Origin of the sequence: Chryseobacterium cucumeris (genome assembly GCF_001593385.1) — a bacterium.
Lineage (GTDB): Bacteria > Bacteroidota > Bacteroidia > Flavobacteriales > Weeksellaceae > Chryseobacterium > Chryseobacterium cucumeris.
The window spans coordinates 349898-375336 of sequence record NZ_LUVZ01000034.1; the positions used below are offsets into that span (position 1 = coordinate 349898).

Consider the following 25439-nt stretch of genomic DNA (forward strand, 5'->3'; position numbering starts at 1 on the left):
TATTTCTATTTTGAAGATAATAAAGATTCCAACTGCTGACGATCCATTTTAACATATTGTGCCAGTCGTTTTCCGTATTCTGCATCTGCCTGATAGAAATAAGAGATCATTTTAGCCACTACTTTTTTATTTTCTACACTGTTCAGAGCACTACCCAGGTTTTTAATCAGATTATCCTGGTCTTTTTTTGAGAAAGAACGATAAAGTTCTCCAGCTTGTTTAAAGTTGTTTTCCTTGTCTATTTTAGCCTGTACTGTTGTTGCACCAGCAGGGAAAACAGTTTGGGAGTATTTGAATTTTTTATTGTCGATAACTTCAGACTTAGCGATTGAAGGCTGATAGTTTACTTCTCCATTCTGAGCTCTCATAGACATATAACCGTTTTGGTTATATGTTGTCACATTATTTTTTGAAGCATTAATTGGTAACTGCTGAAAATTTCCGCCAATTCTGTGTCTTTGGGTATCAAAATAGGAGAACAGTCTTCCTTGGAGCAATTTATCTTCTGACGGCTCAATTCCAGGAACAAGAGTTCCGGGAGAAAAAGCAGCCTGTTCTACCTGCTGAAAATAATTTGTCGGATTTTGATTAAGGATCATCGTTCCTACTTTCACTGATTTTGCGATAGATTCCGGCCAAACTTTGGTCACATCAACCGGATTAAAATCAAGCTTTTCAAAATCATCCTTTTTCAACATCTGCACATATAAATCCCATTTTGGAAAGTCTTTATTCTGGATAGAATTATATAAATCTCTTGTTGCATGTTCTATTTGTGTAGACTGGATTCTATCAGCCTCTTCCTGAGTAAGATTTCTTTCTCCCTGTTTTGGAACCCACTTATATTTCACATAAGTTATTTCTCCTTTTGCATTAACCCATTTGAAAGCGTGTACTCCGTTTCCCTGCATCTCTCTGTAATTGGCAGGAATTCCATTGTCAGAGAACAACCATGTCAGCATATGGGTAGCCTCCGGGATATTAGCCATAAAATCAAAAACCCTGTTATTATCCGAAGCATTATTGGTAACCGGAGAAGGTTTAAATGCATGAACCATATCTGGAAACTTAATGGCATCTCTGATAAAGAACACCGGTAAATTGTTACCTACCAAATCATAATTCCCTTGATCTGTATAAAATTTAACAGCAAATCCTCTTGGATCTCTGAAGGTTTCCGGAGATCCCTGCTGATGTACAACAGTAGAAAACCTTACCAATACAGGCGTTTTCTTACCGGCCTTTGATAAAAAATCAGCCATTGTAACATCAGAAAAATCGGCATCTGCAACAAATTCACCGATGGCTCCGGCTCCTCTTGCATGCACTACCCTTTCAGGAATTCGCTCTCTGTCAAAAGCAGCCAATTTCTCAATTAAATGAATATCCTCCAACAATACAGGTCCATTATTACCAACTGTTTTAGAATTCTGGTTATCCCCAACAGGGCTTCCTGTATTGGTTGTCAACTGTTGAGAGTAAAGTGTTGATGTGATCAGGATACCCACTAGTAAAACATTTTTTTTCATAATTTTTCTTTTATAGTGGGGCAAATATAGAAAGATGATTTACTGAATTGATCTTAATAAATTCAATCACTTAAATTTACTTAATCTATTGTTAACGTAACAATCAATAGACAGCATCTACTATATTTTATAAAATAAATATTGCAGAAATATACATCAACTTTCTGTCTGCCAATTAAAATTGTGGCTTATGTAGTTTTATAACTACAGGTTTAAAAACCTCTTATAAAGAACATTTATGTACTTTTGCGAATAATATTTTATTGACCTTATGTTGGTAAAAATAATGGAAATACGATATTAATTTTTGAAAAAAAATTAACTTATTATTTACTAAAATCCATTATAGCAGCAACTTTAAGGCTCAGCCAATATATAGAGAGAATCAGTTACAGATTACACACCGCTATCATACACATAACAACCTTGATAACAAACATATACATACGTAAAACAAAGACATAAAATTATGAAGCAAAAGACAATTTCAATAATTATCCTTAGTATTTTGGCAGCATGTACCTCTCCAAAAAAGGAAAATATAAAGACAGATCCCAACACAACATCAGCCCCTAATTCCAAAAGGACGGAACTTATAGGAAAATGGGTACAGCCTATTCCAGGGCAGGAAAATGAAAAGCAAGGTATTGAGCTTCGTGACAATGGTATTGCTGTATCAATAAATATGCACACGTTGTTATATGAACAATGGAAAGTTTCCCATGATACCCTATTTCTATGGAGCCGCACTGTAGGAGTAGCACAACCCTCTGCCAGTAGCGATATTGATACATTACTTATTCAAAAGCTTGATCATAAATCGTTAACAGTAGTCTCTTTAATTGGGGATCAAAAAAATAACCTTGCCCAGACTTACAACAAAGAAAAATAAGTTCTGACCCCTGATCATCAACAGTAAAGTTTCTTCTTTAGTATAATTCTACTATTGAAGAAGCTTATAAGAAAGAAAATAGATTTTCAAGTCCATTTTTCCTACTGATAATTGGTCCGTTCATATTATTTTATTTCAACTGTTTATAATTAGAAATTACAAATTGTTTCATGATCCTGATATTTCCGATGGTATATTTAAGAACTCTACCCGTTCTTTAGAATATAAAAATCAGCTTTTTATACTCGTCTGACGTCTACTTATTTTTCTTTTATCATAAAGAGAAAAAATACTGTTTATCATATCATTATTAACAAAATTCCTTTCAGCACAAATACTTTCATATTCATTACACAATACAAAGGTTGGCAAGCATTTGATTTACACATTGTGCTCATTCTGACAGCCCTGATAATTAACACAACTATTATTATAAATGTAAAAGCATGTAGTTTTAAAACGATGCTCAACACTTCCGCCGGCTGTTAAAATTTGATAATCTTTAGAATACTAATTCCATGAATACTTTATAATTACAAGTATTAAAAATGTTTTATAAGCAACTTATATTCCTATTTCTTATCAATATACAACTGTACAACAGCCAGCAGCCCGCTTCTATATGGTATGATACAGATAAAGGACTTCCTCAGAACAGTGTAAAAGACGTTACCAAGGATCAATACGGATTTATCTGGATCAGTACAGAAAACGGATTGGTGAGGTATGACGGAAATAATTTTGTCACTTATAATCATCTCAACTTTAAGAATAACAGGTTTACCTCTTTTTTTGGAAATTCAAAGAAAGATACGATTTACAATACAACAGCTTTTGATGAAAATACAGCATTAATATCTAAAAGAAATGTAAGTGTTCTTACTCGTAAATCAGGCTGCCTGCAAAGAGTATTACGTGAAAGCAAATCGAACTTTATTTTTACAAAGAATGCTTTATCAGATCAGTTTGAAAATAAAGATTTCTTTATTTATTTTGATAAAAAAAACTATTATCACTTATTGCATGACGGAACCGTACAGTACAAGGATCATATAATTACAACACTGAAGGACCTGCCTAAAAACTATATTTCAGATACATTTTGTTTTGATCAGACTATTTTTATCATTTCAAGATCATTACAAAAAATAATTAAAATCTCTCCTACCCGAATAACTTATCTGGATGCTCCTGATATTTTCTTTAAAAATGGTATAGAAGTGTACTGGAGTCAGATCAATAACCAATCTTTTATTATCCTGAATCATACACTGTATAAAATAAGCTATGAACGTAATACTTTTAGTTTAAAAAAACTAGCAGATTATGACCTTAATAAAAACTCCCTATCTGCCATCTATCATGATGAAGTAAACAATAAACTCTACCTTGGAACATTATCTGATGGGTTAAATGTAATAAAATTCAACAATTTTCATGTTGCCAACAAATCAGATAAATCCTATGAAAATATTTTTTATTCAATACTTCCTTTTGAAGATGATAAGGTAATCACTTCCTTAGGTGATGTATACAATGAAAACGGATTGGTAAAGCAGTATCATTTTAATACCACAAGCAGCTTTTTTTCCTTGTATGATCATCAACAGAATATTCTTGTTCAGGGAGAATCTGGTTTACTACGCTTTCTTAAGAGGTCTGATTATTCTAAAAAAGAAAACCTCAGTTTCCAAAATGAACCTTCTTATGTATGGAAAGTAAGAAGTTATTTCATGGTAACATTTCACAAACCTACTCTGAAATCTCTCCTTACCTTTTACAGAGGCTCAGATTTTAAAACCCCATTCTTACAATTTTCCTTCCCTAATATTGTAACCACTGTATATCAATATCGGCATGATAAATGGCTGGTAGGAACAAGAGACGCACTGTTTTTAATAGAAGCTCCTACTTTTGTTCCTAAAAAGATATCTGTCGGCTCTTTACATGTAAGAGAAATCACAAAAACAAAAGATGGCAATTTATGGATCATGACCCAGGGAAATGGATTTTTCCTTTATAAGAATAAAGAGCTTATTAAAATGCCCGAAGATAAAAACGACTATCTTCTATTTTCACATACCATTCTGGAGGACCCAAGAGGATTTCTCTGGATCAGCACTAATAACGGACTGTTTCAGGTACTGAAAAACAATCTTCTGCAATATGCCAAAGACAGAAAAACTTTGCCCAACTATTACCGATACAGCAAGGAAGACGGCTTTAATACAAATGAATTTAACGGAGGATGCTCACCCAGTGCTTCGGTTCTTCAGAATGGAAATTTTGTATTCCCTTCCATTAAAGGTCTAGTATTTTTCGACCCCCAGAAAATAAGAAGTTATTATCCTAAAAACTTTTTTCTGGAACGGGTTGTTTTTTATGATTCAAAAAGCAGTATAGAGGGGCAAAATATTAACCTGGAAAATAATTTTTATAAAGCAACAATTTGGGTAGATGTACCGTATTATGCCAACAGGGCCAATCTGGTAATCGAAGCAAAACTGAAGGGATCTAAGAATGAAAAATGGGAAAGAGTAAATAGTGATGGCAAATACAGTATTTCAAATCTTGCCCCAGGCCACTATCAGCTTATTGTGAGGGTGTTAACTTCTCCGAAGGGAAAATATATTTATAAATCAATTAATATCAATGTAAAACACCTGTTTTATCAGATACTCATCTTTAAGTTTTTTGTTATTCTGTTTATATCTGTCTTTGCATTAAAGCTGATAAAGCTTAGAATAAAAAGACAAATATTAAAAAAGAAGGAACTTGAAGACATCATTGAAACAAGGACCCGGAAATTATCAAAAACAGTCTCAAAATTAGAATATACCAAAGAACAGCTTCGAAAAGAAAGCGTGCAACAGAAAAAACTCCTGGAAACAATCAGTCATGATATTATTACGCCCATCAAATTCTTGTCTATAACTGCCAAAAAGCTGTATGAAACTGATGAGCATGACCGTTATATTCAAAAGAAACATTTTGAAAGTTTCTACAAATCTTCAGTAGAGTTTTACAATTTCGTGAAAACCTTAAAGGAGTATGCAGAAATTTATAATATTTCTGAAAAGAATGAAACTTATAATGTTTATGAAGTTGTAGAAGCCAAAAAAGCACTTTTTGAAGTGGCTGCCAAAGAACAAAATACTCTTATTGTCAGCAATATTAAAGATCCCACTTATTCAAAGATCAATCAGAATGTAGTAGCCGTTATCATCCATAACCTCATAGACAATGCGATTAAAAATACCACCAATGGAATGATCGAGCTTTCTACCATTGAGGATGAGAGTATCTTCTTTCTGGAAGTTAGGGATACCGGTAAAGGAATGAGTAAAGAACAGATGACCTATTATGAAAAGCTTCAGGATAATATCGAAAATGAAAAGCTCGTGCTGCAAAAATACAGCTTAGGATTGCACCTCATCCTTCAGCTCCTTATGATGATCAATGGTAAAATTGAATTTAAAAATAACATCCCCAATGGAACCATTGTATCCATTAAAATAAAAAAACAAAAATATGACTAGAAAAATTATTATTGCTGATGATCATTTTGTGGTAAGACTAGGTACAACTCTGATTTTGGAATCCCACTACAAAGACGTAAAAATCTCATGTGCAGAATCTTATACAGAACTCACGGATAAATTATATGCCGAAGAATTCGATCTGCTTATCCTGGACATCAATATGCCGGAAAGCAAATATCTAAGCATGATTGGCGAATTAAAAAAAATACAGCCCAATCTTAAAATTCTGGTTTTCTCTGTATATGACAATGATATCGCAGTACAGTATATCATTGAAGGTGCCGATGGATATATCAATAAATTATCAGATGAAAACAATATTCTGGAAGCAGTTCAGCAAATCTTTGAAACCGGAACCTACTACTCTCCTGAGATTGTTAAAAAACTGGTTTCTTCTGCTAAAAAAGATGCCCCAATAAATCCATTGGAAACTTTATCCGAAAGAGAAAAGGAAATATTTGATCTGCTGGTTAAGGGGTATGGGAATATTGAAATATCAAATGAATTAAGCCTCCATCTTTCCACAGTAAGCACTTACAAGGCAAGAATTTACAAAAAACTGAATATTAAAAACACTGTTGATCTTGTCAGGTTAGGAGATCGAAATCAGGTACATAAAAAATAAATTAAAAATTATTGTGTAGTTAACAATTTGAAGGGGTTTTGCTGTTTTGAGATATGTTGTCCTGGTGGTATTTTAAAGTTTAAGAAGAGTTTTTTTGGCTATGAATCCTTCTTAATCACAATAAAAATTGTCAGTCCTATCGTTTAATTACTACAGCTGTGATGGTTTTTCAAGTCAACTTATTGTATAGCTTTGCTTTATGAAAAAGAATAATGTAAAAAGATTGGTTTTATTTTTCTTCATCCCCATTGGGATGATAGTAGCAGGGATGTGGTTATTCAAATCCAATCATAAAAGTGTTTCAACTCATGATCAGGCGTCAGCTACAGGCTCTTCCGATAGTAAAGGCAGTCACTTCAAGAAACTATATCTTAATAAGTGAGAAATAAGGTAATGAAGGATACAACAAACCAGATATAAATCAAGTAGCTTTTTTAGCGATATTGAGTATTATTTGTATTTAAGTGTACAATGAAAGATGGGCAATATGCTTATCTTTCTTTTTTCATTCCATTATGATTTTATAAATTACTGATATATTTCCCACTATAAAGTATCTATCCATTTATAAAGATCTGTATCAGAAGATATTCCGAATGATTTCCTAAGTCTGCTTTTTCTCGTCTGAACTGTCCGCACCGAAATACAATTGTATTCCGCTATATCTTTTGTAGTGAAACCCAGCTTAAGGAGAGCACATAGTTTGAACTCATCTGCTGTAATATCCGGGTTTATCTCAGTAAGGCTATCATATAAGTTGGGAAATGAAGATTTCATTTTGGGTATAAAAGCGATATCATCATTCATGGCAAATTTCACCAGGTTTTCCAAATCTATATCATCTTTTCTGTTGAGCTTTTCACGCATACCCGCCATTATTTTTTCACCATGAAGGACCTTCTGGTATAATTTCAAAATCATAAAGTGCTTTGACAGGATAAAATAGCCAAGAATTCCAAACCATACAAATACATTAATAAAAGTAAAGAATCTCTGATTTTTTGAAAACTCTAAATTTTCTGTTCCTGCAACCCTGAATATCCTAAAATCATAATAATGGCTTATCAGAAAAAGAATAAATGCAGTAGCAAAAACCACGATGATATACTTCGAGTTTTCCCTTGTATTAAAAACAAATAATGAAGTATTAAGAAGCAAAAAATAATATAAAGACAAACCATTTTCGAAGCCTGATGTGGATGAAAAATAAAAAACCAATATCATAGAAAGCTCAATAACAGTAAAGCATATCAAAATATTCTGGCGTGCTTTCGTAAAAAAGAAAAGAAGAAGAAAAATTCCACCGAGCACAAATAGTCCTCCAAAAAAAGCTTTGAAGCCAAATAACAAATCTCTTAATCCACTCAGAAGCAAAACAACTCCGATAGAAAATGCAAACAAATTTAATCTCTGAGCATCAATACGCTTAAGCATGTCCGTATCAGGATCAATATGCAGGTCTTTTATATAATTCAATATTTTACGCAACATTACTAATAAATAATTACTCAAAAGATAATAATTATCCATATAAAAATTAATATTTTTTAATTACTCTTAAAAACAACAAAAAAACAAACGATAAGTTTTTAGGTATACAGAAAAGGAGCTCCTTTTCAGACCTCCTATTATTATCTTTTATATCTCTCATAGCTAAAAAGCTAACATATTTTGGGTTGATCTATTGTTATAACACATTTCTAGATTAGAAAATTTTTTCTCCATTTAGTTACTGTGTTACGACTTAATTTAAAGTGAGAGGCAAGCTGGATATTGTTGAGTTTATTTTTTTTCTGATAATCAAGTATTTTAAGTATATCCTTTTTTCTAAATGACCGATGTCTCTGGCTGGCAGCAAAAGCTTCCCTATCCGGAGTTCCAAAAATTTTTTCATTCAGTTCCATAATATCCACAACTGATAAGCTTTCTTTCTGTAATAACCGTTGACAGGAATCTTTTTTTTCCGGAAATTCTTTTACAATGATATCATTATAGATTCTTTTATAATCAGGTATTAATTTTCCCATAAGATGTTTATTATTTATTTTCTTCGTCTTTATACTTCCATATCCATTTATACAGTGTTGTTTTCGGAATTTTATAATGTTCTATTACTTCTGTTTTTGACATTTCTCCCGACTCTATTTGTCTCAGAATAAAATCAATGATTTCTTTCGTATAAATATTTTTACGAAACTGGGGTAAACCTGTTTTTTTGTTCTGTTTATATTCTGTGTTTTTACCTGCTATCGCAGGAGCATATAATATCAGATGTTGTGAATACAGTCTGAAAAAATCATATTCTAATAATTTACTCCATTTCAACAGATTTTCTGTTTCTATGCTTGTAGCCTTGTACATTCTTCTTATTTCCTGCTCTGTACATTTCATAAAGCTACAGATACGGGATAGTTCTATATCACACTCTGCAACTTTTTTTTCAATTAATGGTCCTATTGGAATCTCTTTAAAATTCATTAGTCTGTATTGTTAGAATCGTTGAATTGAGGATATTTTATAAACCGGCAGACAGAATCATCTGCCGGATATAATGATTTAAGGAGCATTCATCTGTTCTATTTTATACTCTCATATCAAATCAATAAGCAGACATTCTTTGTGCTGTCATAAAAACACGTCGGATATTATTGCTGGGATCAGTATCATTTAAATTATCTACAGAAACAAAAACGATTATTCTATACCAGATTCCATCAACAATTACATCTACCGTTTCTATCTCCTGAGAATCATCACTGGAACTGGTAGCTGCTACAGGAGTAGAACTGCTGTTCATATTATCTCCCCAGTTAAGATAAATTCCGTTATCCGTTTCCATATAACCTCCGGGTGCTAATAAAACGTTCGAACGGCGGAAGCGGTCTACACTTGATAATGCAGAATACCATACTTTAATATTAGAACTGGAGGCATTTACCAAACGAGGATTGTAGGTAACAGCTCCTGCCCCCTGATTGGAACTTGCATTAAAATTAAGGTCTAATTTCAATTTTCCACCTAAAATAGCATCATAAGTTCCGCCAACCTGTGTGCTCAGCAATCCTACATACGTCGCTGGTAATGTATAATTAAAGAACTGATATTCTCCAGGTGCAAGCACTTTCCCAACGCCTACTGTTGCACTACAGCTCTGCCCTCCTATCGAAATGGGAAATGTTGTTGTAGTGGGACTGGATACTGTTGGTGTTCCGGAAACAGTATAGTTTAAAGTACCTGATCCTTGCGCAAAATTACCCTGTGGAAGTGTTGCAGTAAGACCGTTTACAGGTCCTATCGTTTGTGAACCATATACTCCTGCATTGCCTCCTGAATAAGGAATCGACATGGTACCTTGGTAAGGAGTTCCGGCAGTATAGGTAAGTGGGCTTAGTGTTGCGTCAGTACATCTCAAACTGCTTATTGTTCCCGTCTGTAACGAACGGCCGTCCAAAGGTCTCCATTGGGTTCCGTCCCAATAAACATATCCCTTAAAAGTAAAGGTAGCCTGAGTTCCCAGATTGTAGACTAATAAACCAAGTGCAGGATTGGGAATTGTAGACGCATCATTATACGCTGTTAGAGCTACTCTTGGACCTAAAAATCCCTTTTGGCTCCCTGATGCAAGCTGGCTTACATTAAGCTCTAAAATAGCAGAAGCGTCGGGAATTGCACCAATGCCTGCAGATCCTGATGTCGTGACAATAAAATCATCAGCTAACTGTGCTGCCGTTGGAACTCCTGTTACTGCATTGTTTTTTCCACCATCGATATTAAATACTCCTTGTGGATTTTGTGTATTAATGCCTACTTGAGCGAAGGATAATGTACCAATTGCCAAGGCAAAAATTGTGTAAAATTTACTTTTCATTTTGTTCAATAATTTGGAAAAAAGGAAAAGAGTCTTATAATTACTCTTTTCCTGAGTTACTATATTTTAAATTTGTGTTTATATTATTTTAGTATAAAATATATTTGAAAGAAGGAGGAGACCGAATTTGCATTCCTATTAGAGAAGCCATTTCCAATTCCTTTAATTTGAGAGATTGTTCTGGATAAATTTTATTTTTGAATGGGACAAGCATCTTATCTTTAGTTCGTAATATGCCCTGATTTTCTTTGAAAGAACCACTGTCTTTGATATTGAGATCATAACCTTTCCCAAAGTATAACTGAGCATACATATTAGAAAAACAACATAGCAAAAGAAACATACCTGATGCCTTTGCCATAGTGTAACGGATGTTCTTAAAATACATTTTCACCTCATTGGAATTATGTGGTAAAATTGATCTTATTTTAAGTTGAAATAAAGAAATTATATACGCTACAGATACCTCATCAGTATGCTGTAGCATACGACATAGATACCATCAACATCAACAAAACAAATATAAAAAGCTGATTTTTAAACCATTAAAACAGTAAGATTCATTTTTAATTCTAAATATTTAATACACTCTTAAAGATGATATAAACAACAGAAGTTCTCTTGTCAATTCCTACAATGATCTGACAATACATTACAAAACGTCTAATTCTATATTGAAAATAACCCGTAAAAAAATCCTCAGATCTCTCTGAGGAAAAAAAACTAATAACCATGAAAACTCAAATAAAAATGAGTCTGTTGTATGGTGCAATTTATAATGATATGCTAACAATAACAAAGCAATTCTGTAGATATAAATTACAGTCGTGTAAATTTTGTTTGTCATGTTTCTCAATACTGTTTGATGTTCATAGCGGTTGTTGAAATGGTAAACCTATAACAGACAAAGGAATTAGAGATAACGACGAAAGAATAGCAATAAAAATAATAACAGGCTGGATTACCAAAAGCACCCTAATTCTGAGGGTATCTATATTAAAATAATAAGTAAGGGTGTCGGAGCATAATATAAAAAAAGCTCCTAAAAAAGGAGCTTTGTGACCGCAGAAGGATTCGAACCCTCACTGTCGGAGCCGAAATCCGAAGTTCTATCCATTAAACTATGCAGCCATATTCATAAGTAATGAATGATAAGTAATAAGTAATACCTGATTACTTATCATCATTGCCTTTCATGTTTTAGAAAGTAATTTTCACTCCTCCCAGAATCTGTGCACCCAGGACTTTATATCCTTTGTACGTCTGGTATTTTGAGCTCAGAAGATTATTTCCGAGTGCGAAAATACTGAAATTTTTGTGAATTTTATACTCTGCAGAAAGATTTAAATCAGCATATCCACCTACTTTATCGTTTGTATTCTCCGTAGATTGGTAAATTACATTCGGAGCACCTACTCCTTCAATCGCATAAGAGTTTGTCGTTCTGTCACTTGCAAAGATTCCTTTAAATCCTAACAGTAGCTTTTTGTCAAGCATTGTATATTTTGCCCCGATGCTTGCATTGAATAAAGGAACGTTATAAATATTTTCATAGTTCTTAAGATCATACTTTGTAAACCTTAACTCTCCATCAATAATAAGATTGGCCAATGGGAAATATTGTACACTCCCTTTGATATCACTTACGTTTCCATCATCATACACTGCAGAGAATGTATTGGCAAAATTATATGCAGAACGGTTTACAGATGTATTATCGAAAAGACCGTTGGCCTTGAAGAACATAATATCTCTCATCTTTCCATAACCTGCAGAGAAGTCGTATTTCAACGTTTCATCAATATCTCCTCTCAATCCTACATAAAAATGATATTTCGTCTCCGTTGGCTTTAAAAACTGGTCAGAAAGGATGAATGGATTCGTCTGCAACATATCTCCATAGGTATTCAGCTTCAGACCTCCGTCTACCCCTCCGTAGAATTTAAATTCTTTGGCAGCTGCAAACTGGAACTCCGCCTGCGGGAACCAATACGTTTTATTGTTTTTCTGCTGAGAAACCAGTTCTGCTGAATTTTTAGCATTCAGGAAAGAGAATGAAGATCCTAACATCAAATAAGAATCTCCTTTGCTGAATGTTACTTTCGGGGTAAGGCTGGTATTGAAGAAGTTGGAAGAGTTTTTATCTCTGATGGCAAAATCTGTCTTCACAGCATCCAATCCTACTCCCAAATCTGCATTCAGGTTGATTCCTGATTTTCCTAATTCAACAGCATGCTTGGAGAAGTTTGCAAGAATGGAAACCTGGTTTTCCGAAGCATCAAAATGATCTTTCAGGAATGATGATTTTACCCTTACATCATTTAAGATTTCATTGGAATAAAAATCATAGTACCCGTTTACTTTAAACTGATTTACTTTTTGTTTCAGATCAAGCTCTCCTGTAGGCTGCATGGCGTAGATTCCATAGTAATTATAGCTGTCTAAACCATATTCAGCGTTAAGGTTAAACTTCCCCTTTTCTCCGTAAGAGTTTAAGAAAGCTCCGATATTAGCAGAAGTCTGCCCGGATTTCCAGTCATAATCTTTTTTAAGACCATTCGTAGACAAAACATGAACATCAGCTCCTACTTCAAGCTTATTTTCAAGGGTTTTTGAAACGTTTCCGTCTACCAGAACTTTTCCATAATTACCCATTCCAAACTGGAAATAGTTATTCTGAGCGGTTCCGTCAAATTTCGGTGCGACATCTTCTCCCTGAATGGTTGAAGTTTTAAAATCTGAAACAGCAGGAACATCCGTGATGGTATACTTCACAGGAGTCTGCGATTTCTCTTCCGGCGGATAATTCTTGATGGTTTCCACAGAAGTTTTTTTCTTCTCGATCTTCTTCACTTCCGGCTCTCTTTTTTTGTTAAGAACCAGCTTTTCCTCCTTGATCTGGGAAAACGCCACCGACGAGAACCCTAAAAATAATATGGATAATAATTGAATTTTCTTGTTCATATTTTCTTTATTTGAAAAAAATATATAACGGGCTTTTATTTATTGGAAGCAATATAACTGCCTAATAAAGCTTTCCCCGACTGTTTTGAAAAAGTTCTCCCCAGTCTGAATATATTAAACAGCCAAAGGCTTTGATAAACTTGTAATTTGTATTGATAATTTTTTGTTGCACTATTCTCAGCTACATCATAACTGTAAACAATATCATAAGGAAATGCTGAAGGCAGTAACCCGACTGTAATCATACTTCCAATCATTGGGTTTCCGCAAGGAGGAGTATAGGTTTTCATCGGATGCAGTGTTATCTTAGATACATTGGTACTGTCTTCTACAATTTCATAAATATCAGAATGTTTTAAAATCTCAAATTCTTTCTTAAGATCCTTATTCACTACAAAAGCCTTTTGTTTTTGGAAGTCAGCTTTTGCGTGGTTATACTCTTTTGGATAGGCACTGTACGAAGGAATGCAGCTCCAGAGTGAAGCAGAAATTAAAAAAGAATATATGGTAATTTTAAAAACCTTCATGTACTATTTCTTAATCTGTTTTTTAACTTCTTTTGCTTCTGCAACAATTTGAGGGAAGTCCTTATAGTTTGCAATGATCTGATCACAGGTATAGCTTGCCTGGTAGTTGTCTTTCAGGCCGATATAGTTTTTAGCCATCAATACCAACGCTTTTGCTCCCCAGAATTCTTCTGATGCATAGTTATTGGCAAGCTTAAAGATCGTCTCATTAGAAGACTTGAAAGCTTTTCCTTTATTTTGATAATAGGCTTTTGCATACAGAGCTTCTGCAGCTACTGAAGTATTGGATGATTTTTCAAGAGAAGAATAGGCAGTCTGTGCATCTTTATCTTTTCCTGAGTTCATCAGACTTCTTGCTTTGATCACTTTCGCAGTTTCAATAACGGCTGCCGAGTTTTTAGAATTAGCAATCACTGCATTGGCTAATTTTTCCGCTTCAGAGAAATTATTTTCTTCTGCATACAGTTTCATCAATTCCACATTCGCATAGTTTTTAATGCTGATGTTGGAAGAATTTTTAATGCCTTCAAGGTACTTTTTAGCTTCTGTAGTATTCCCCTGTGCAAGGAAGATCTGAGCTAAACGAGTTTGTGCATCATCCTGGTAATCATTCTGAATTACAGCAACTTCCTGAAGAACAAGTAAAGCTTTAGTTGAATTGTTAGTCTGATAATAACTTTCTCCTAATTCGTACTTAGCTTGGTACAATCCTTCACCTGTAGGATTCTGTGTCAGATATTTTTCGTAGTAAGAAATTGCATTCTTATAATCTTTCTTCGCGAACAGCTGCTTCCCTGTAGATAAATTGATCTCATCAATTTCAGCAGCATCTACATTTACCCCAACATTTCTAGCGAAAGTCTCATAACCTGAAACGTCTCCGTTTTTCGTAAAGATAGGTTTTGCAGCCTGAACTACTTTCTGAGCATAGGCCGTATTTTTATACTGCTCACCCAGAGATTTCAGTTCAGAAAGAGCTTTATCATTCTGATTCTGGTCTATATAATTTTGTGCTCTGTAAATAGATGCGTTAGCAATCAGATCTTTGTCAGAAGAACCTTTGATTACTTTTCCGAAATAATCATTGGAGTTGGCAAAATCATCCTGAGCAGCGTAGGCTGTTCCTATTTCGTATTGAGCATCATCATAATATTCGGAATCCGGATATTTTGATAAAAGATTTTTAAGGTTGTTAATCTTCGCCTGTGTATCTCCTTTGAATCCCAGAGCCATTGCTTTTTGATACAAAGTATAATCCGTAGCATCTTCATTTTTATCATAGATAGCAATGGCTTCGTTCAGATCATTGTTGGCATAATGGATATCTGCTAGACGAAGTTCTGCATCATTTTTAAATTCCGGTTTCGGATTGGCAAGATATTGTTTGAAATAAGTAGCCGCCTGATCAAATTTCTTAGATTTAAAATAGGCATATCCCAAATCATAAGGCAGCTGCTGTTTTTCAGGGAAGTTTTCAGTAAGAAGCTTTTCATAACGTACAATGGCAGAAGGATAATTTCCTTTTTGGTAATACACCTGTGCCAGCCAGTACAAAGCTCTGCTGTTGAATTCTTTATTAATATTAAAACCAAGACTTCTTAAGAAATATTTCTCAGCTTCGTCATAGTTTCCTTTGTTGAATTCCTCCGTTCCTAATAGATAAGAAACCTCCTGGTCTACTTTGTTGATCTCAGGAGTTGAACTCTGTAATCTGTCAATTGCATTCAGCGTTTCTTTATAGTTTCCGGAATACAGATAAGATTTCACCAATAATGACCTCATTTCTGCGGCATTGGCTCCGTTCTGATTTTCGTTGATATAACTTTGAATTACCGCCGAAGGACTTTCAAACGGGTTACCAATATCGTAACTTAATTTAGCGTACTGCTCATGAGCCAGTTTTTTCACTTTCGCATCATAATCCATCTGATAAGAAGAGCGGAATGCAGAAAGAGCCTCCTGTTTTTTATCTACAGCCAGATAAGCATTTCCTAACTGGTAATAAGCATTTTGAGCTAAAGCAGAATTACTGTTCAGAAGCTGGTTGTAATAAGAAACCGCTTCATCATATTTCTTCAGCTGTGCAGCCACAAATCCCATCTCATACAAATCGTTTTCAGATGGATTCTGCTGTACACTCAGATAATCTTTTAAATGCGGATAGGCAGAAGTGTAATCATTCTTCATGAAATAACTCTCCCCAATGATCTTATGAACTTCTGCTTTATAAGAATCTGAAATATTTTCGTTCAACAAAGCTGTTCCTTCTGTAATAGCCTGATCGTAGTTCTTATCATTGTAATACATCTGTACATAATAAGGACGTACCAGTTTGGAGAACTTATCCTGATCCTTTATCGAATCAAAATACTGGAAAGCTTTATCATTCTGTCTGTTGCTGTAATACAAATGCCCAAGCATATAAGCAATATCACCTTTTTGGGACTGATCTGCTGATTTATAAGCTTCTTCAAGGGCATCAGTAGCTCCCTTGGAATCACCCGTCATGAATTTTGCATATCCAAGCTTCAGAATATACTCGGTATTCTCCTCTTTCGAAAGCTGATACTGGTTTACTTTTTTCAAAGTCTCCAGCGCTTTATCGAAATCTTTTTTTGCTAAATAGTAATCTGCCAGTGGAAGATTAGCCTGAGCAAAATAAGCAGAATTAGGATATTCTTTCATGAAAGCCGTTAACCCATCTTCAGCATGATTTTTCTGAAGAATCACACCGATCACATTATCAAAAAACTGGGCGCCTTCCTTTTTCGAACGGGACAAATTCTGATTGTAGAAGTATTGTCTTGCATATTCGTATTGAGAAGCATTGTATATTTTGGTCTGATAAAGATTTTCGGCTAGATTGAACCTGTAATTTTCTTTCTGGGTAAAATATTGGGACTGTTGAGCATCGGAGATTCCGAAATAGATGACCGCAGCCGCTAAAAGTATTTTTTTTGATTTCATTCTTCTTGATATAAGAAAATTAGTCTAAATAAGTTAACGAAAATATTAAAAACTTATTGTTTAAGCAAGTTTTAACAGTGTTAATGACAGTTAATTCTTATTTGATAACAATGTAAATTTTCTCACCATACAATGATAAAATTTACTACATTCGTTTGATAAAATGTAAACAATTTTAATAAACAGTTATCAAAAACATATTTTAATTTGATACTTTTTCAACAGCAGCTAAAAACATACCATAAACACACCATCTCATGAAATTTAAGATTCTTTTAGCATTAATTTTTGTAAACCTCCTGCAGGCACAAAAGTTTTATTTTCCAAAGACAGCTGTAAATGACTCTGTTATATTGGAAAAACAGATTCCAGGACTTGCACAACAAGTGATTCCCCTCCTTCAGTCTGCAAAGTATAAACCTGAAAATACGGTTGACCTTATGGATAATCTTTTCCGCTTGCAGCTGGTGGCTCATGATTATAAAAATTCATTGGCCTCCCTTTTCGAAAACCGTAAGCTCTTTGCGGATCACAATATGGGAGACTACAGATACATCGGATTTGAACTGTATGCCCTTGCAAAAATGGAGCAAGAAGAAAACAATACCTCATTTTCCAATGCCCTTCAAAAAGTATTTAATCAAAAATACGAAAGCCTTCCGGAAAAACTGATTCCAAGACTGGAACTCGCTCTTAACGGAGATGTGAACGCATCCAGAAAACTGTTGAAGAATCTTCTTGATAAACAAAAAGATAAGGACAGCATCGATTACAAAACGGCACTGGCTCTATGTAAAAATTATCTGAATTATAAAACCTACTCCAGCATCAAACCTCAGGTCATGCAGCTGCTGGCTTCAAAAGACAAGGAAAGATTCATTATTGAAACGAAAGACCTTAAGATCAATGGAAATACCTTATCAGTCACTATTGTTCGCAGAAAGGAAAACACATCTCCACTTCCTGTTATTTTAACCAATAATATCTATGCAGGTCCCATTGATGGTTTCTTTGGAAAGAGAGCCGCTACATACAATTACGTAGGGGTTGTTGTGAATACGAGAGGCAAGAGAAACAGCAATGATGTGAACAATCCTTTTGAGCATGAATCGCAAGATATTTATGAAGTGATAGACTGGGTCAGCAAACAGCCCTGGTGCAACGGGAAAGTAGGAATGATCGGAGGAAGTTATTTAGGCTTCAGCCAGTGGGCAGCCGTAAAAAAAGTGCATCCGGCATTAAAGACGATTGTTCCTCAGGTTGCCGTGGGAATCGGGATTGATTATCCGGCTCAGAATAATATCTTTATGAGCTATATGCTGCAGTGGATACAATATGTGACCAATAACAAATTTACAGATGAAGCTGATTTTGCCAATGCTGTAAAATGGGATTCTATTTATACAAAGTGGTACAAGAGCGGGAAAGCATTCAGGTCTTTAGACACAATAAGTGGTAAACCAAGCAAAATATTCCAACGATGGCTGGATCACCCAGGATATGATGAATACTGGCAGAAAATGGTTCCTTACAAGGAGGATTTTTCTAAAATCAATATTCCTGTTCTAACTACAACGGGATATTATGATGATGATCAGATTGGTGCGCTGTATTATTTTAAACAGCATCATCTGTATAATAAAAATGCAGATCATTATCTGGTCATAGGCCCTTATAATCATGGAGGAGCACAAAGTTTCGGATTTACTTACGTGAATGGAAACCCTATTGATCCTTTGGCGAGAATAAGTATTGATGATCTTGCTTTCTCATGGTTTGACTATATTCTTAAAGGCGGTAAAAAACCAGAAATTTTAAAAGACAGAATCAATTTTCAGGTGATGAACACCAATACATGGAAGCATGTAGCCGATCTTGATAAAATGCATAATTCTTCTTTGAAATTCTACCTTCAGGACAAAAAAAACACATCTTCTGTATTTAATAAGCCTGAAACCAAAAATTTCACAACACAAATTGTTGATCTTAAAAACAGAGACCAGAAAGACACTTATTATAAAGTCAGTAAAAAAGACAGCATAAAAATGACAAATTCTGTCGCTTTTGAAAGTGAAGTTCTTGATAAGGATATCATCATGAGTGGAAACCTTTCCGGAGTCTTCAATGTTTCTATCAATAAAAGAGATTTTGATACGGATACTTCCTTATATCAAATTCAACCGGATGGAAAGTCTTCGTTACTCTCCACTCACATTGTGAGGGCCAGCTATGCGAAGAACAATGAAAAACGACAGCTTCTTGAACCGAATAAAATGGAACAAATCCCGATTAACAATTCCTATTTCATGAGTAAAAAGATAGAGAAAGGAAGCAAACTTCTTTTATTGGTCGGAGTGAATAAAAGCCCTAACTGGCAGATCAATTATGGTTCCGGTAAAGATGTAAGTGATGAAACAGTAAAGGATTCCGGTAAACCCATGGAGATAAAATGGTACAATGACAGCTATGTGGAAATTCCTGTTTATAAAGACTAAAAACCTTTTCTAAACACATTTCAGCGGGCTTTATGCAATAAAAAATAATAAGATCATTTCATTCTTTACTGATAAAAATTCTTAATTTAGCCCGCTAAAAAAAATAACCAATTGAGCAATACGATGATTAAGAACATTTTTTGATGTGATACTTTTCATCACCAGCTCAAAAAATACCATTAATGAAATTTAAGATACTCTTAGCATTATTTTTTGTCAATATAATACAGGCACAGAAGTTTTACTTTCCGAAAGCAGCAACAACAGATTCTGTGATTTTGGAAAAACAAATTCCCGAACTTGCTTTAAAGGTGATTACTGAATATCAGTCTCCTAAGAACAAACCGAAGTATATACTCACGTTTTTAGATAATCTGTTCCGTTTACAACTTGCGGCAAAGGATTACAAAAATTCCATTACAAGTTTAACCGATTACCGTAAGGAATATGCAGATCATAATATGGCAGGGAACAAATATCTTGCTCATGAAATCTACAGTATAGCCAGGCTGATGGAAAAGGATAAAAATATTCCGTTTCCAGATGCTCTTCAAGCGGCTTTTACTACAAGATATGAAAGTTTATCCGAGCCACTGACTGCCAAAGTAGGACCTACCCTGGATATTGATTCAGATGTAAGGGATCATAAAAAAAGGCTGAAAGCAGCACTTGACAAACAAAAAGATAAGGATAGTATAGACTATGCTTCCGCTCTGGCTTTATGTAAAAACTATGTCAATTATAAGACCTACTCAAGCATCAAACCCCAGATTATGCAGCTTTTTAAAGTAAAGGAGCAGGAGAAATTCATCATCGAATCCAAAATACTTACTTTAAAAAAAGGAACAAAACTCACCATTACAATTGTACGAAAAAAAGAAAACACCTCTCCTCTTCCCGTTATACTTACCAATAATATTTATGCCGGAGAATTTGTAGATGCAGGGATGGGGAAAAGAGCAGCTGTTTACAATTATGTAGGAGCTGTGGTTAATACTCGTGGAAAGAGAGACAGCAATGACCCCAATCATCCATTTGAAGATGAAGCGCAGGATCTTTATGAAGTCATAGACTGGGTAAGCAAGCAACCGTGGAGCAATGGTAAAGTAGGAATGATAGGCGGAAGTTATTTAGGATTCAGCCAATGGGCAGCTGCCAAAAAGCTGCACCCGGCTTTGAAAACCATTGTGCCTCAGGTTTCGGTAGGAATCGGAATAGATTATCCTTCTCAGAATAATGTCTTCAAGGGCTATATGCTCCAGTGGATTCAGTATGTCACCAATAATAAGCTGACCGATGAAGCAAGCTTCAATAATGATACAAAATGGGACTCTATCAATACAGCATGGTACAAAAGCGGCAGATCATTCAGAGCCCTTGATTCTTTAAGCGGGAAGCCCAATACAATATTCCAACGATGGCTGGATCATCCCGGTTATGATAAATACTGGCAAAACATGGTCCCTTACAAAAAAGAATTTGCCAAAATAAACATTCCTGTTTTAACGACTACAGGCTATTATGATGCTGATCAGATCGGAGCATTGTATTATTATAAAGAACATCACAAATACAACAAAAATCCTAACCATTATTTAGTGATAGGACCTTATGATCATGCAGCAGCTCAAAGCTATGGAAATAATTATGTTTATGTTTTCGGTTATGGGAATCTACTCATAGATCCTGTAGCCAGAATAAGTATTGATAAACTTGCTTTTTCATGGTTCGATTATATTCTGAAGGATGGCAAAAAACCGGAACTTCTGAAAGATAAAGTCAATTTTCAGATCATGAACAGTAATACATGGAAACATGTTCCTACTCTTGATAAAATGCACTCATCTTCTCTTAAATTTTATCTTCAGGATCGTAAAAACGGTTCTTCAGTTTTTGAGAAACCCGGAACTAAACAATTTACCCAACAGACGGTTGACTTTAAAGACAGAAATCCGAAATATCTTTATCATACAGTAAGCAAACAGGATAGTGTGTATGTAACCAATTCTATTTATTTTGAAAGTGAAATTCTGGAAAAGGATATTACAATAAGCGGAAATTTATCCGGAATATTCAACGTTTCCATCAACAAAAAGGATTTTGATCCCAAAACCCTATTATATCAGGTGCAGCCTGATGGTAAGGTATTTTTACTGTCTACACATCTTACCCGAGCCAGCTATGCAAAAAACAATTCCAAACGTCATCTGCTTAAACCTGGCAAAAAGGAGCAGATCCCAATCAAAAACTCATTTTTCATCAGCAAAAAAATAGAAAAAGGAAGCAAACTGGTCTTATTGGTAGGAGTTAATAAAAATAAGAACTGGCAGGTCAATTATGGCACAGGAAAAAATGTAAGTGATGAAACTATAAAAGATGCAGGTGAGCCTTTGGAAATAAAATGGTACAACGACAGTTATGTGGAAATTCCCATTTATAAAGAGTAAATTCTTTTGTTTGCGCATTTTTCCCCAAATGTTTTTAACAACTGTTAACATCAAAATAAAAAATCATTACATTTGCTTTTTTTCAAATCAAATATAGTTATTGAATGAGTCAACTTTTTAGAAGAAAAATCTATTCAGATACAGATACATCAACAGGGCTTTTAAGAGTCTTAGGGGTATGGGACATTGTATTTTTTGGTATTGCGGCCATTATTGGAGCTGGGAGTTTCAGCAGTTTGGGAGAAGCCGTTTTCAGAGGCGGTCCCGGTGTAATACTACTCTATTTGATTTGTGGCTTTGCCTGTGGGTTTACCGCTTTATGCTACGCTGAATTTGCCAGCAGAATTCCTACGGCAGGTTCTGCCTACACATATGCTTATGCCAGTTTTGGGGAATTGATTGCATGGGTTATCGGCTGGGCTCTGATCATGGAATATTCTTTCGGGAATATTTACGTAGCTTTTTCCTGGTCAGATTATTTCACCAGCTTCTTAGGACGTCTCGGAATGCATATCCCTGATTATCTTACCTGCAGCTATACCGAAGCCAGAAAAGCCGTTCAATATGGTTCAGAAAACAAGGAACTCTTAAATGCATGGAAGACCGCTCCATTAATCGGAAGTTTGAAATTCATTGTAGATATTCCGGCATTGGTTATTAACGGTTTGATTACATGGCTTTGTTATGTAGGAGTAAAAGAAAGTAAAAACTTCAATAACTCTCTGGTTATCTTGAAACTTGGAGTAATTATATTGGTTATACTGGTTGGTTTTGCGTATATCAATACTGAAAACTGGACACCGGTAAGCCCGACAACCGGAACCCCATCCTTCATGCCGAATGGTTTTGCCGGAGTAATGAGTGCCGTATCCGGAGTATTCTTCGCCTATATCGGATTTGATGCTTTAAGTGTTCTTTCTGAAGAGACTAAAGACCCACAAAAGACTTTACCAAAAGGAATGATCATCTCTCTTGTGCTGTGTACTGTGATCTATATTGCTTTGACATTGGTCTTAACAGGAATGGTAGATTACAAAAAATTTGATGGTGTGGGAGATCCGCTTTCATTTATATTTGAAAAAACGAATGCCAATGTAGCCTGGATGGAGCTTGTAGTTTCCTTCGTTGCAATTGTTGCCATTACTACCGTATTATTGGTTTTCCAGATGGGACAGCCGAGAATATGGTATGCCATGAGCCGTGACGGACTGATGCCTGCAAGATTTCAAAAAGTACATCCTAAGTATAAAACGCCATCCTACGCAACGATCGTTACGGGAATTGTGGTAGGTATTCCTATCCTGTTTACAGATAAAACTTTCATCCTTGATTTTACCAGTATCGGAACTATTTTCGCTTTTGTACTGGTATGTGCCGGGGTACTAATGCTTCCAGCTAAAGAAAAAATTAAAGGCAGATTCCACCTTCCTTACGTGAATGGTAAAATCATTTTCCCTGTCATTTTCATTGGAGGTTTACTGGCTTTCTACCAATGGCAGCCTGAGTTTTTTGATAATCTGATGAACTGGTCAGACCCTAATGAAGGAGAATTCAGAGCTTCTATTTTCTTTTTTATTATCATCAACCTGATTCTATGTATCGTAGCTTTTATCAAGAATTTATCATTAATTCCATTGATTGGTTTAAGTTCATGTCTGTATCTTCTTACAGGAATGAGCCATGAGAACTGGTTCTGGTTCGGAATGTGGTTCCTGATCGGTATGGTAATTTATTTCTGCTACGGATATAAAAACAGTAAGCTTGGAAAAGAGTTAAAAGACAGCTAAATAAGCATTTAATAAAATTGCGAAAAGGCAAAATAGCAAAGAGGTTAATCCCGTTGGAAATACTGATTCGCTGTTTTGCCTTTTTCTTTTTCAGGCTCGTTTAAAAATCGGCAGCATTATTGCTTTGACTTCAACAGAATCAACAAACTATATCGCCATGGCCGAAAGAATCAAAACATACAGAGAATTTTATCAGTTTTATCTTACTGAGCATAGTAAAACAGGAACCCGCATTTTCCATTTTATCGGAACATTTTTAGTATTTTTCGTAATATGGTATGTCATCAGTTCCGGAAAAGAAAGATTTCTATGGTATATTCCAATTGTAGGCTACGGATTTGCCTGGTTCAGCCACGCCGTGATTGAGAAGAATAAGCCGGCTACTTTTAAATATCCTTTATGGTCTTTAATCTCAGATTTCAGACTGTTTTTTGAACTATTAATCGGGAAGCAGAAATTCTTTACGTCCAATAACCAGCCTCAAAATCAGGAATAGCCTTTAGTTTCTTTTCTTTCTTAATTTTGAAGACGCAAGAGCATTTCGACTTAGCACAATGTGAGATTTTCAGCAAATGATGATATTATTTTTCTCGCAGATTGTGGAGATTTCGCAGATTTTTTTTAATAATATCTGCCTAGTTTTCAAGAGCTGTAGAGGATATTAAAGTTTAGATTCCTTGCTTTGCCCGGAATGACAAAACAGAGTTTTGAAATTTTATCGGAGATAAAATCTTTGCGCCTTAAAAGCATTCCTTCTAATAATACTTGCGTCTTTGCGTTTTCCGACCTTTACTTTTAGATTGAGATTGCTTCACCTTCGGTTCGCAATGACTATATGTTGGTAGAATTCTGTTTATTCTGAGGGAGTTTCTTCCCAATCAGATAACCCAATGAAGGCAGAATGCATGATAATACAACCGGAACTATCAAAGCCAGACCTGATCCGTCAAGGATAATCGTTAAAGGAAAAAGATATCCGTTATAAACAAGCAGTGCCAATGTAAAAAGAAAACTGTCACTATTACCTGTAGAAAGAATATTAAAATCGCTTCCAAACTGATCAAACAAACCGGAGCAAACGAATAAGAAGACATTCACAAAAAACATCCATAGGACGGTTCTGTAGATCATCCCTTTTTTTGCATTCAGATATCCGGCGAAGATCAGAAATAAAGATAAAATTCCGGAAACGGCATAATCCAGTCCTGAAACATCAACTTCACTACCCATTCTTCCAAAGAAATACATGGCATACAATACCAGATTTCCGAGATAGATGACCGTTACATAATTCATACCTTAAAAATTTTGTGTTTACAGTTAATATTGTTTTTCAAGTATGTCGTAATGAACCGTGTTTACTATCTTCTCTGCAAGGATGTCTCCATCTACTTTTTTCCGTTCAGGAATATAGCTTGAAAAGGTTATCGTATGATCTTTATTGATTGTTACTTCCACTTCTTCAAGGATATTTTTATCATCTACATAAAACTGGATCCTGTTTTCTACAACTCTCCAGAAAGAAAGTCTTGGTTCAGATGGACTGCAGTCACCCGACTTCCCTTCTACATAATTATAAATGGCGAAACCATCTTCCCTGATCGCATAATTTCTCATCAGGCGGCAGTTATCGAACTCTTTTATCACTTTCTTTTTACCTTCATAAAATCCGGCTTCCTTCAGTTTCCAGAATCCTGTAACGTTTTCTTTGGTTAATTTTTGGGCACTGACCAAAGAAAAGGCCATACAGGAAGCAAGAAAAAATATCTTAGACATAATGAATTTGTGTTTTTTGA

General features: G+C 34.9%; 18 protein-coding genes and 1 tRNA gene. 7 read left to right on the top strand and 12 right to left on the bottom strand.

The genetic code is table 11. From position 1 onward, the window contains the following. Nucleotides 1-5: 5 nt before the first annotated feature. Complete coding sequence (locus tag A1704_RS16755) at nt 6-1529, bottom strand: catalase (RefSeq protein WP_062675222.1); 1524 nt, start codon at nt 1527-1529, stop codon at nt 6-8. A 469-nt stretch (nt 1530-1998) separates the two neighbouring features. Between A1704_RS16755 and A1704_RS16760 the strand changes: the two genes are divergently transcribed. From A1704_RS16760 to A1704_RS16770, 3 genes are all read left to right on the top strand, one after another. Continuing rightward, entirely contained in the window at nt 1999-2421 is a 423-nt protein-coding gene (locus tag A1704_RS16760) for a lipocalin-like domain-containing protein (RefSeq protein ID WP_062675223.1), read from the top strand. A 548-nt stretch (nt 2422-2969) separates the two neighbouring features. After that, entirely contained in the window at nt 2970-5960 is a 2991-nt protein-coding gene (locus tag A1704_RS16765) for a ligand-binding sensor domain-containing protein (RefSeq protein ID WP_062675224.1), read from the top strand. Beyond that, entirely contained in the window at nt 5953-6588 is a 636-nt protein-coding gene (locus A1704_RS16770; RefSeq protein ID WP_062675225.1) for a response regulator transcription factor, read from the top strand. The genes A1704_RS16765 and A1704_RS16770 overlap by 8 nt, the downstream gene beginning before the upstream one ends. A gap of 546 nt (nt 6589-7134) precedes the next feature. On the opposite strand, the gene A1704_RS16780 is transcribed toward A1704_RS16770, so the two are convergent. The 9 genes from A1704_RS16780 to A1704_RS16820 form a co-directional block, all read right to left on the bottom strand. Next, nucleotides 7135-8118, bottom strand: coding sequence for a helix-turn-helix transcriptional regulator (locus A1704_RS16780; RefSeq protein WP_238590641.1), 984 nt, complete (start codon nt 8116-8118; stop codon nt 7135-7137). Between the two features lie 170 nt (nt 8119-8288). Further along, entirely contained in the window at nt 8289-8615 is a 327-nt protein-coding gene (locus tag A1704_RS16785; RefSeq protein ID WP_062675227.1) for a hypothetical protein, read from the bottom strand. Nucleotides 8616-8625: 10 nt separating this feature from the next. Next, nucleotides 8626-9066, bottom strand: coding sequence for a transposase (locus A1704_RS16790; RefSeq protein WP_062675228.1), 441 nt, complete (start codon nt 9064-9066; stop codon nt 8626-8628). 121 nt (nt 9067-9187) lie between these two features. Continuing rightward, the gene (locus A1704_RS16795) at nt 9188-10456 is read right to left on the bottom strand and encodes a hypothetical protein (protein WP_062675229.1); all 1269 of its coding nucleotides are present in this window, start codon (nt 10454-10456) and stop codon (nt 9188-9190) included. Between the two features lie 88 nt (nt 10457-10544). Further along, entirely contained in the window at nt 10545-10817 is a 273-nt protein-coding gene (locus A1704_RS16800; RefSeq protein WP_131797530.1) for a hypothetical protein, read from the bottom strand. 698 nt (nt 10818-11515) lie between these two features. Then, nucleotides 11516-11587, bottom strand: a tRNA-Arg gene (locus tag A1704_RS16805). A gap of 69 nt (nt 11588-11656) precedes the next feature. Further along, complete coding sequence (locus tag A1704_RS16810) at nt 11657-13420, bottom strand: TonB-dependent receptor (protein ID WP_062675231.1); 1764 nt, start codon at nt 13418-13420, stop codon at nt 11657-11659. A gap of 35 nt (nt 13421-13455) precedes the next feature. After that, entirely contained in the window at nt 13456-13947 is a 492-nt protein-coding gene (locus tag A1704_RS24940; RefSeq protein ID WP_062675232.1) for a hypothetical protein, read from the bottom strand. Nucleotides 13948-13950: 3 nt separating this feature from the next. Continuing rightward, nucleotides 13951-16914 (bottom strand): tetratricopeptide repeat protein, encoded by a 2964-nt coding sequence (locus tag A1704_RS16820; protein WP_062675233.1) that lies wholly within the window; start codon nt 16912-16914, stop codon nt 13951-13953. A gap of 257 nt (nt 16915-17171) precedes the next feature. Here A1704_RS16820 and A1704_RS16825 point away from each other — a divergent pair, with 257 nt between their 5' ends. From A1704_RS16825 to A1704_RS16840, 4 genes are all read left to right on the top strand, one after another. Next, nucleotides 17172-19409 (top strand): CocE/NonD family hydrolase, encoded by a 2238-nt coding sequence (locus A1704_RS16825; RefSeq protein ID WP_062675234.1) that lies wholly within the window; start codon nt 17172-17174, stop codon nt 19407-19409. Between the two features lie 182 nt (nt 19410-19591). Beyond that, nucleotides 19592-21856, top strand: a complete 2265-nt coding sequence (locus tag A1704_RS16830; RefSeq protein ID WP_082798810.1) for a CocE/NonD family hydrolase — start codon at nt 19592-19594, stop codon at nt 21854-21856. Between the two features lie 104 nt (nt 21857-21960). Then, nucleotides 21961-23643, top strand: coding sequence for an APC family permease (locus A1704_RS16835; RefSeq protein WP_062675235.1), 1683 nt, complete (start codon nt 21961-21963; stop codon nt 23641-23643). 157 nt (nt 23644-23800) lie between these two features. Further along, nucleotides 23801-24139, top strand: coding sequence for a DUF962 domain-containing protein (locus tag A1704_RS16840; protein WP_062675236.1), 339 nt, complete (start codon nt 23801-23803; stop codon nt 24137-24139). 335 nt (nt 24140-24474) lie between these two features. Here the strand turns inward: A1704_RS16840 and A1704_RS16845 are convergent, their stop codons facing one another. Further along, nucleotides 24475-24939 (bottom strand): hypothetical protein, encoded by a 465-nt coding sequence (locus A1704_RS16845; RefSeq protein WP_062675237.1) that lies wholly within the window; start codon nt 24937-24939, stop codon nt 24475-24477. Between the two features lie 24 nt (nt 24940-24963). Continuing rightward, entirely contained in the window at nt 24964-25419 is a 456-nt protein-coding gene (locus A1704_RS16850; RefSeq protein WP_062675238.1) for a lipocalin-like domain-containing protein, read from the bottom strand. Nucleotides 25420-25439: the final 20 nt, after the last annotated feature.

Coding starts and splice junctions, on each gene's coding strand:
- A1704_RS16785 (WP_062675227.1), bottom strand. CDS start 8,615: ATGGGAAAATTAATACCTGATTATAAAAGAATCTATAATGATATCATT.
- A1704_RS16825 (WP_062675234.1), top strand. CDS start 17,172: ATGAAATTTAAGATTCTTTTAGCATTAATTTTTGTAAACCTCCTGCAG.
- A1704_RS16800 (WP_131797530.1), bottom strand. CDS start 10,817: ATGGCAAAGGCATCAGGTATGTTTCTTTTGCTATGTTGTTTTTCTAAT.
- A1704_RS16780 (WP_238590641.1), bottom strand. CDS start 8,118: ATGGATAATTATTATCTTTTGAGTAATTATTTATTAGTAATGTTGCGT.
- A1704_RS16845 (WP_062675237.1), bottom strand. CDS start 24,939: ATGAATTATGTAACGGTCATCTATCTCGGAAATCTGGTATTGTATGCC.
- A1704_RS16795 (WP_062675229.1), bottom strand. CDS start 10,456: ATGAAAAGTAAATTTTACACAATTTTTGCCTTGGCAATTGGTACATTA.
- A1704_RS16790 (WP_062675228.1), bottom strand. CDS start 9,066: ATGAATTTTAAAGAGATTCCAATAGGACCATTAATTGAAAAAAAAGTT.
- A1704_RS16810 (WP_062675231.1), bottom strand. CDS start 13,420: ATGAACAAGAAAATTCAATTATTATCCATATTATTTTTAGGGTTCTCG.
- A1704_RS24940 (WP_062675232.1), bottom strand. CDS start 13,947: ATGAAGGTTTTTAAAATTACCATATATTCTTTTTTAATTTCTGCTTCA.
- A1704_RS16755 (WP_062675222.1), bottom strand. CDS start 1,529: ATGAAAAAAAATGTTTTACTAGTGGGTATCCTGATCACATCAACACTT.
- A1704_RS16830 (WP_082798810.1), top strand. CDS start 19,592: ATGAAATTTAAGATACTCTTAGCATTATTTTTTGTCAATATAATACAG.
- A1704_RS16850 (WP_062675238.1), bottom strand. CDS start 25,419: ATGTCTAAGATATTTTTTCTTGCTTCCTGTATGGCCTTTTCTTTGGTC.
- A1704_RS16765 (WP_062675224.1), top strand. CDS start 2,970: ATGTTTTATAAGCAACTTATATTCCTATTTCTTATCAATATACAACTG.
- A1704_RS16760 (WP_062675223.1), top strand. CDS start 1,999: ATGAAGCAAAAGACAATTTCAATAATTATCCTTAGTATTTTGGCAGCA.
- A1704_RS16840 (WP_062675236.1), top strand. CDS start 23,801: ATGGCCGAAAGAATCAAAACATACAGAGAATTTTATCAGTTTTATCTT.
- A1704_RS16820 (WP_062675233.1), bottom strand. CDS start 16,914: ATGAAATCAAAAAAAATACTTTTAGCGGCTGCGGTCATCTATTTCGGA.
- A1704_RS16770 (WP_062675225.1), top strand. CDS start 5,953: ATGACTAGAAAAATTATTATTGCTGATGATCATTTTGTGGTAAGACTA.
- A1704_RS16835 (WP_062675235.1), top strand. CDS start 21,961: ATGAGTCAACTTTTTAGAAGAAAAATCTATTCAGATACAGATACATCA.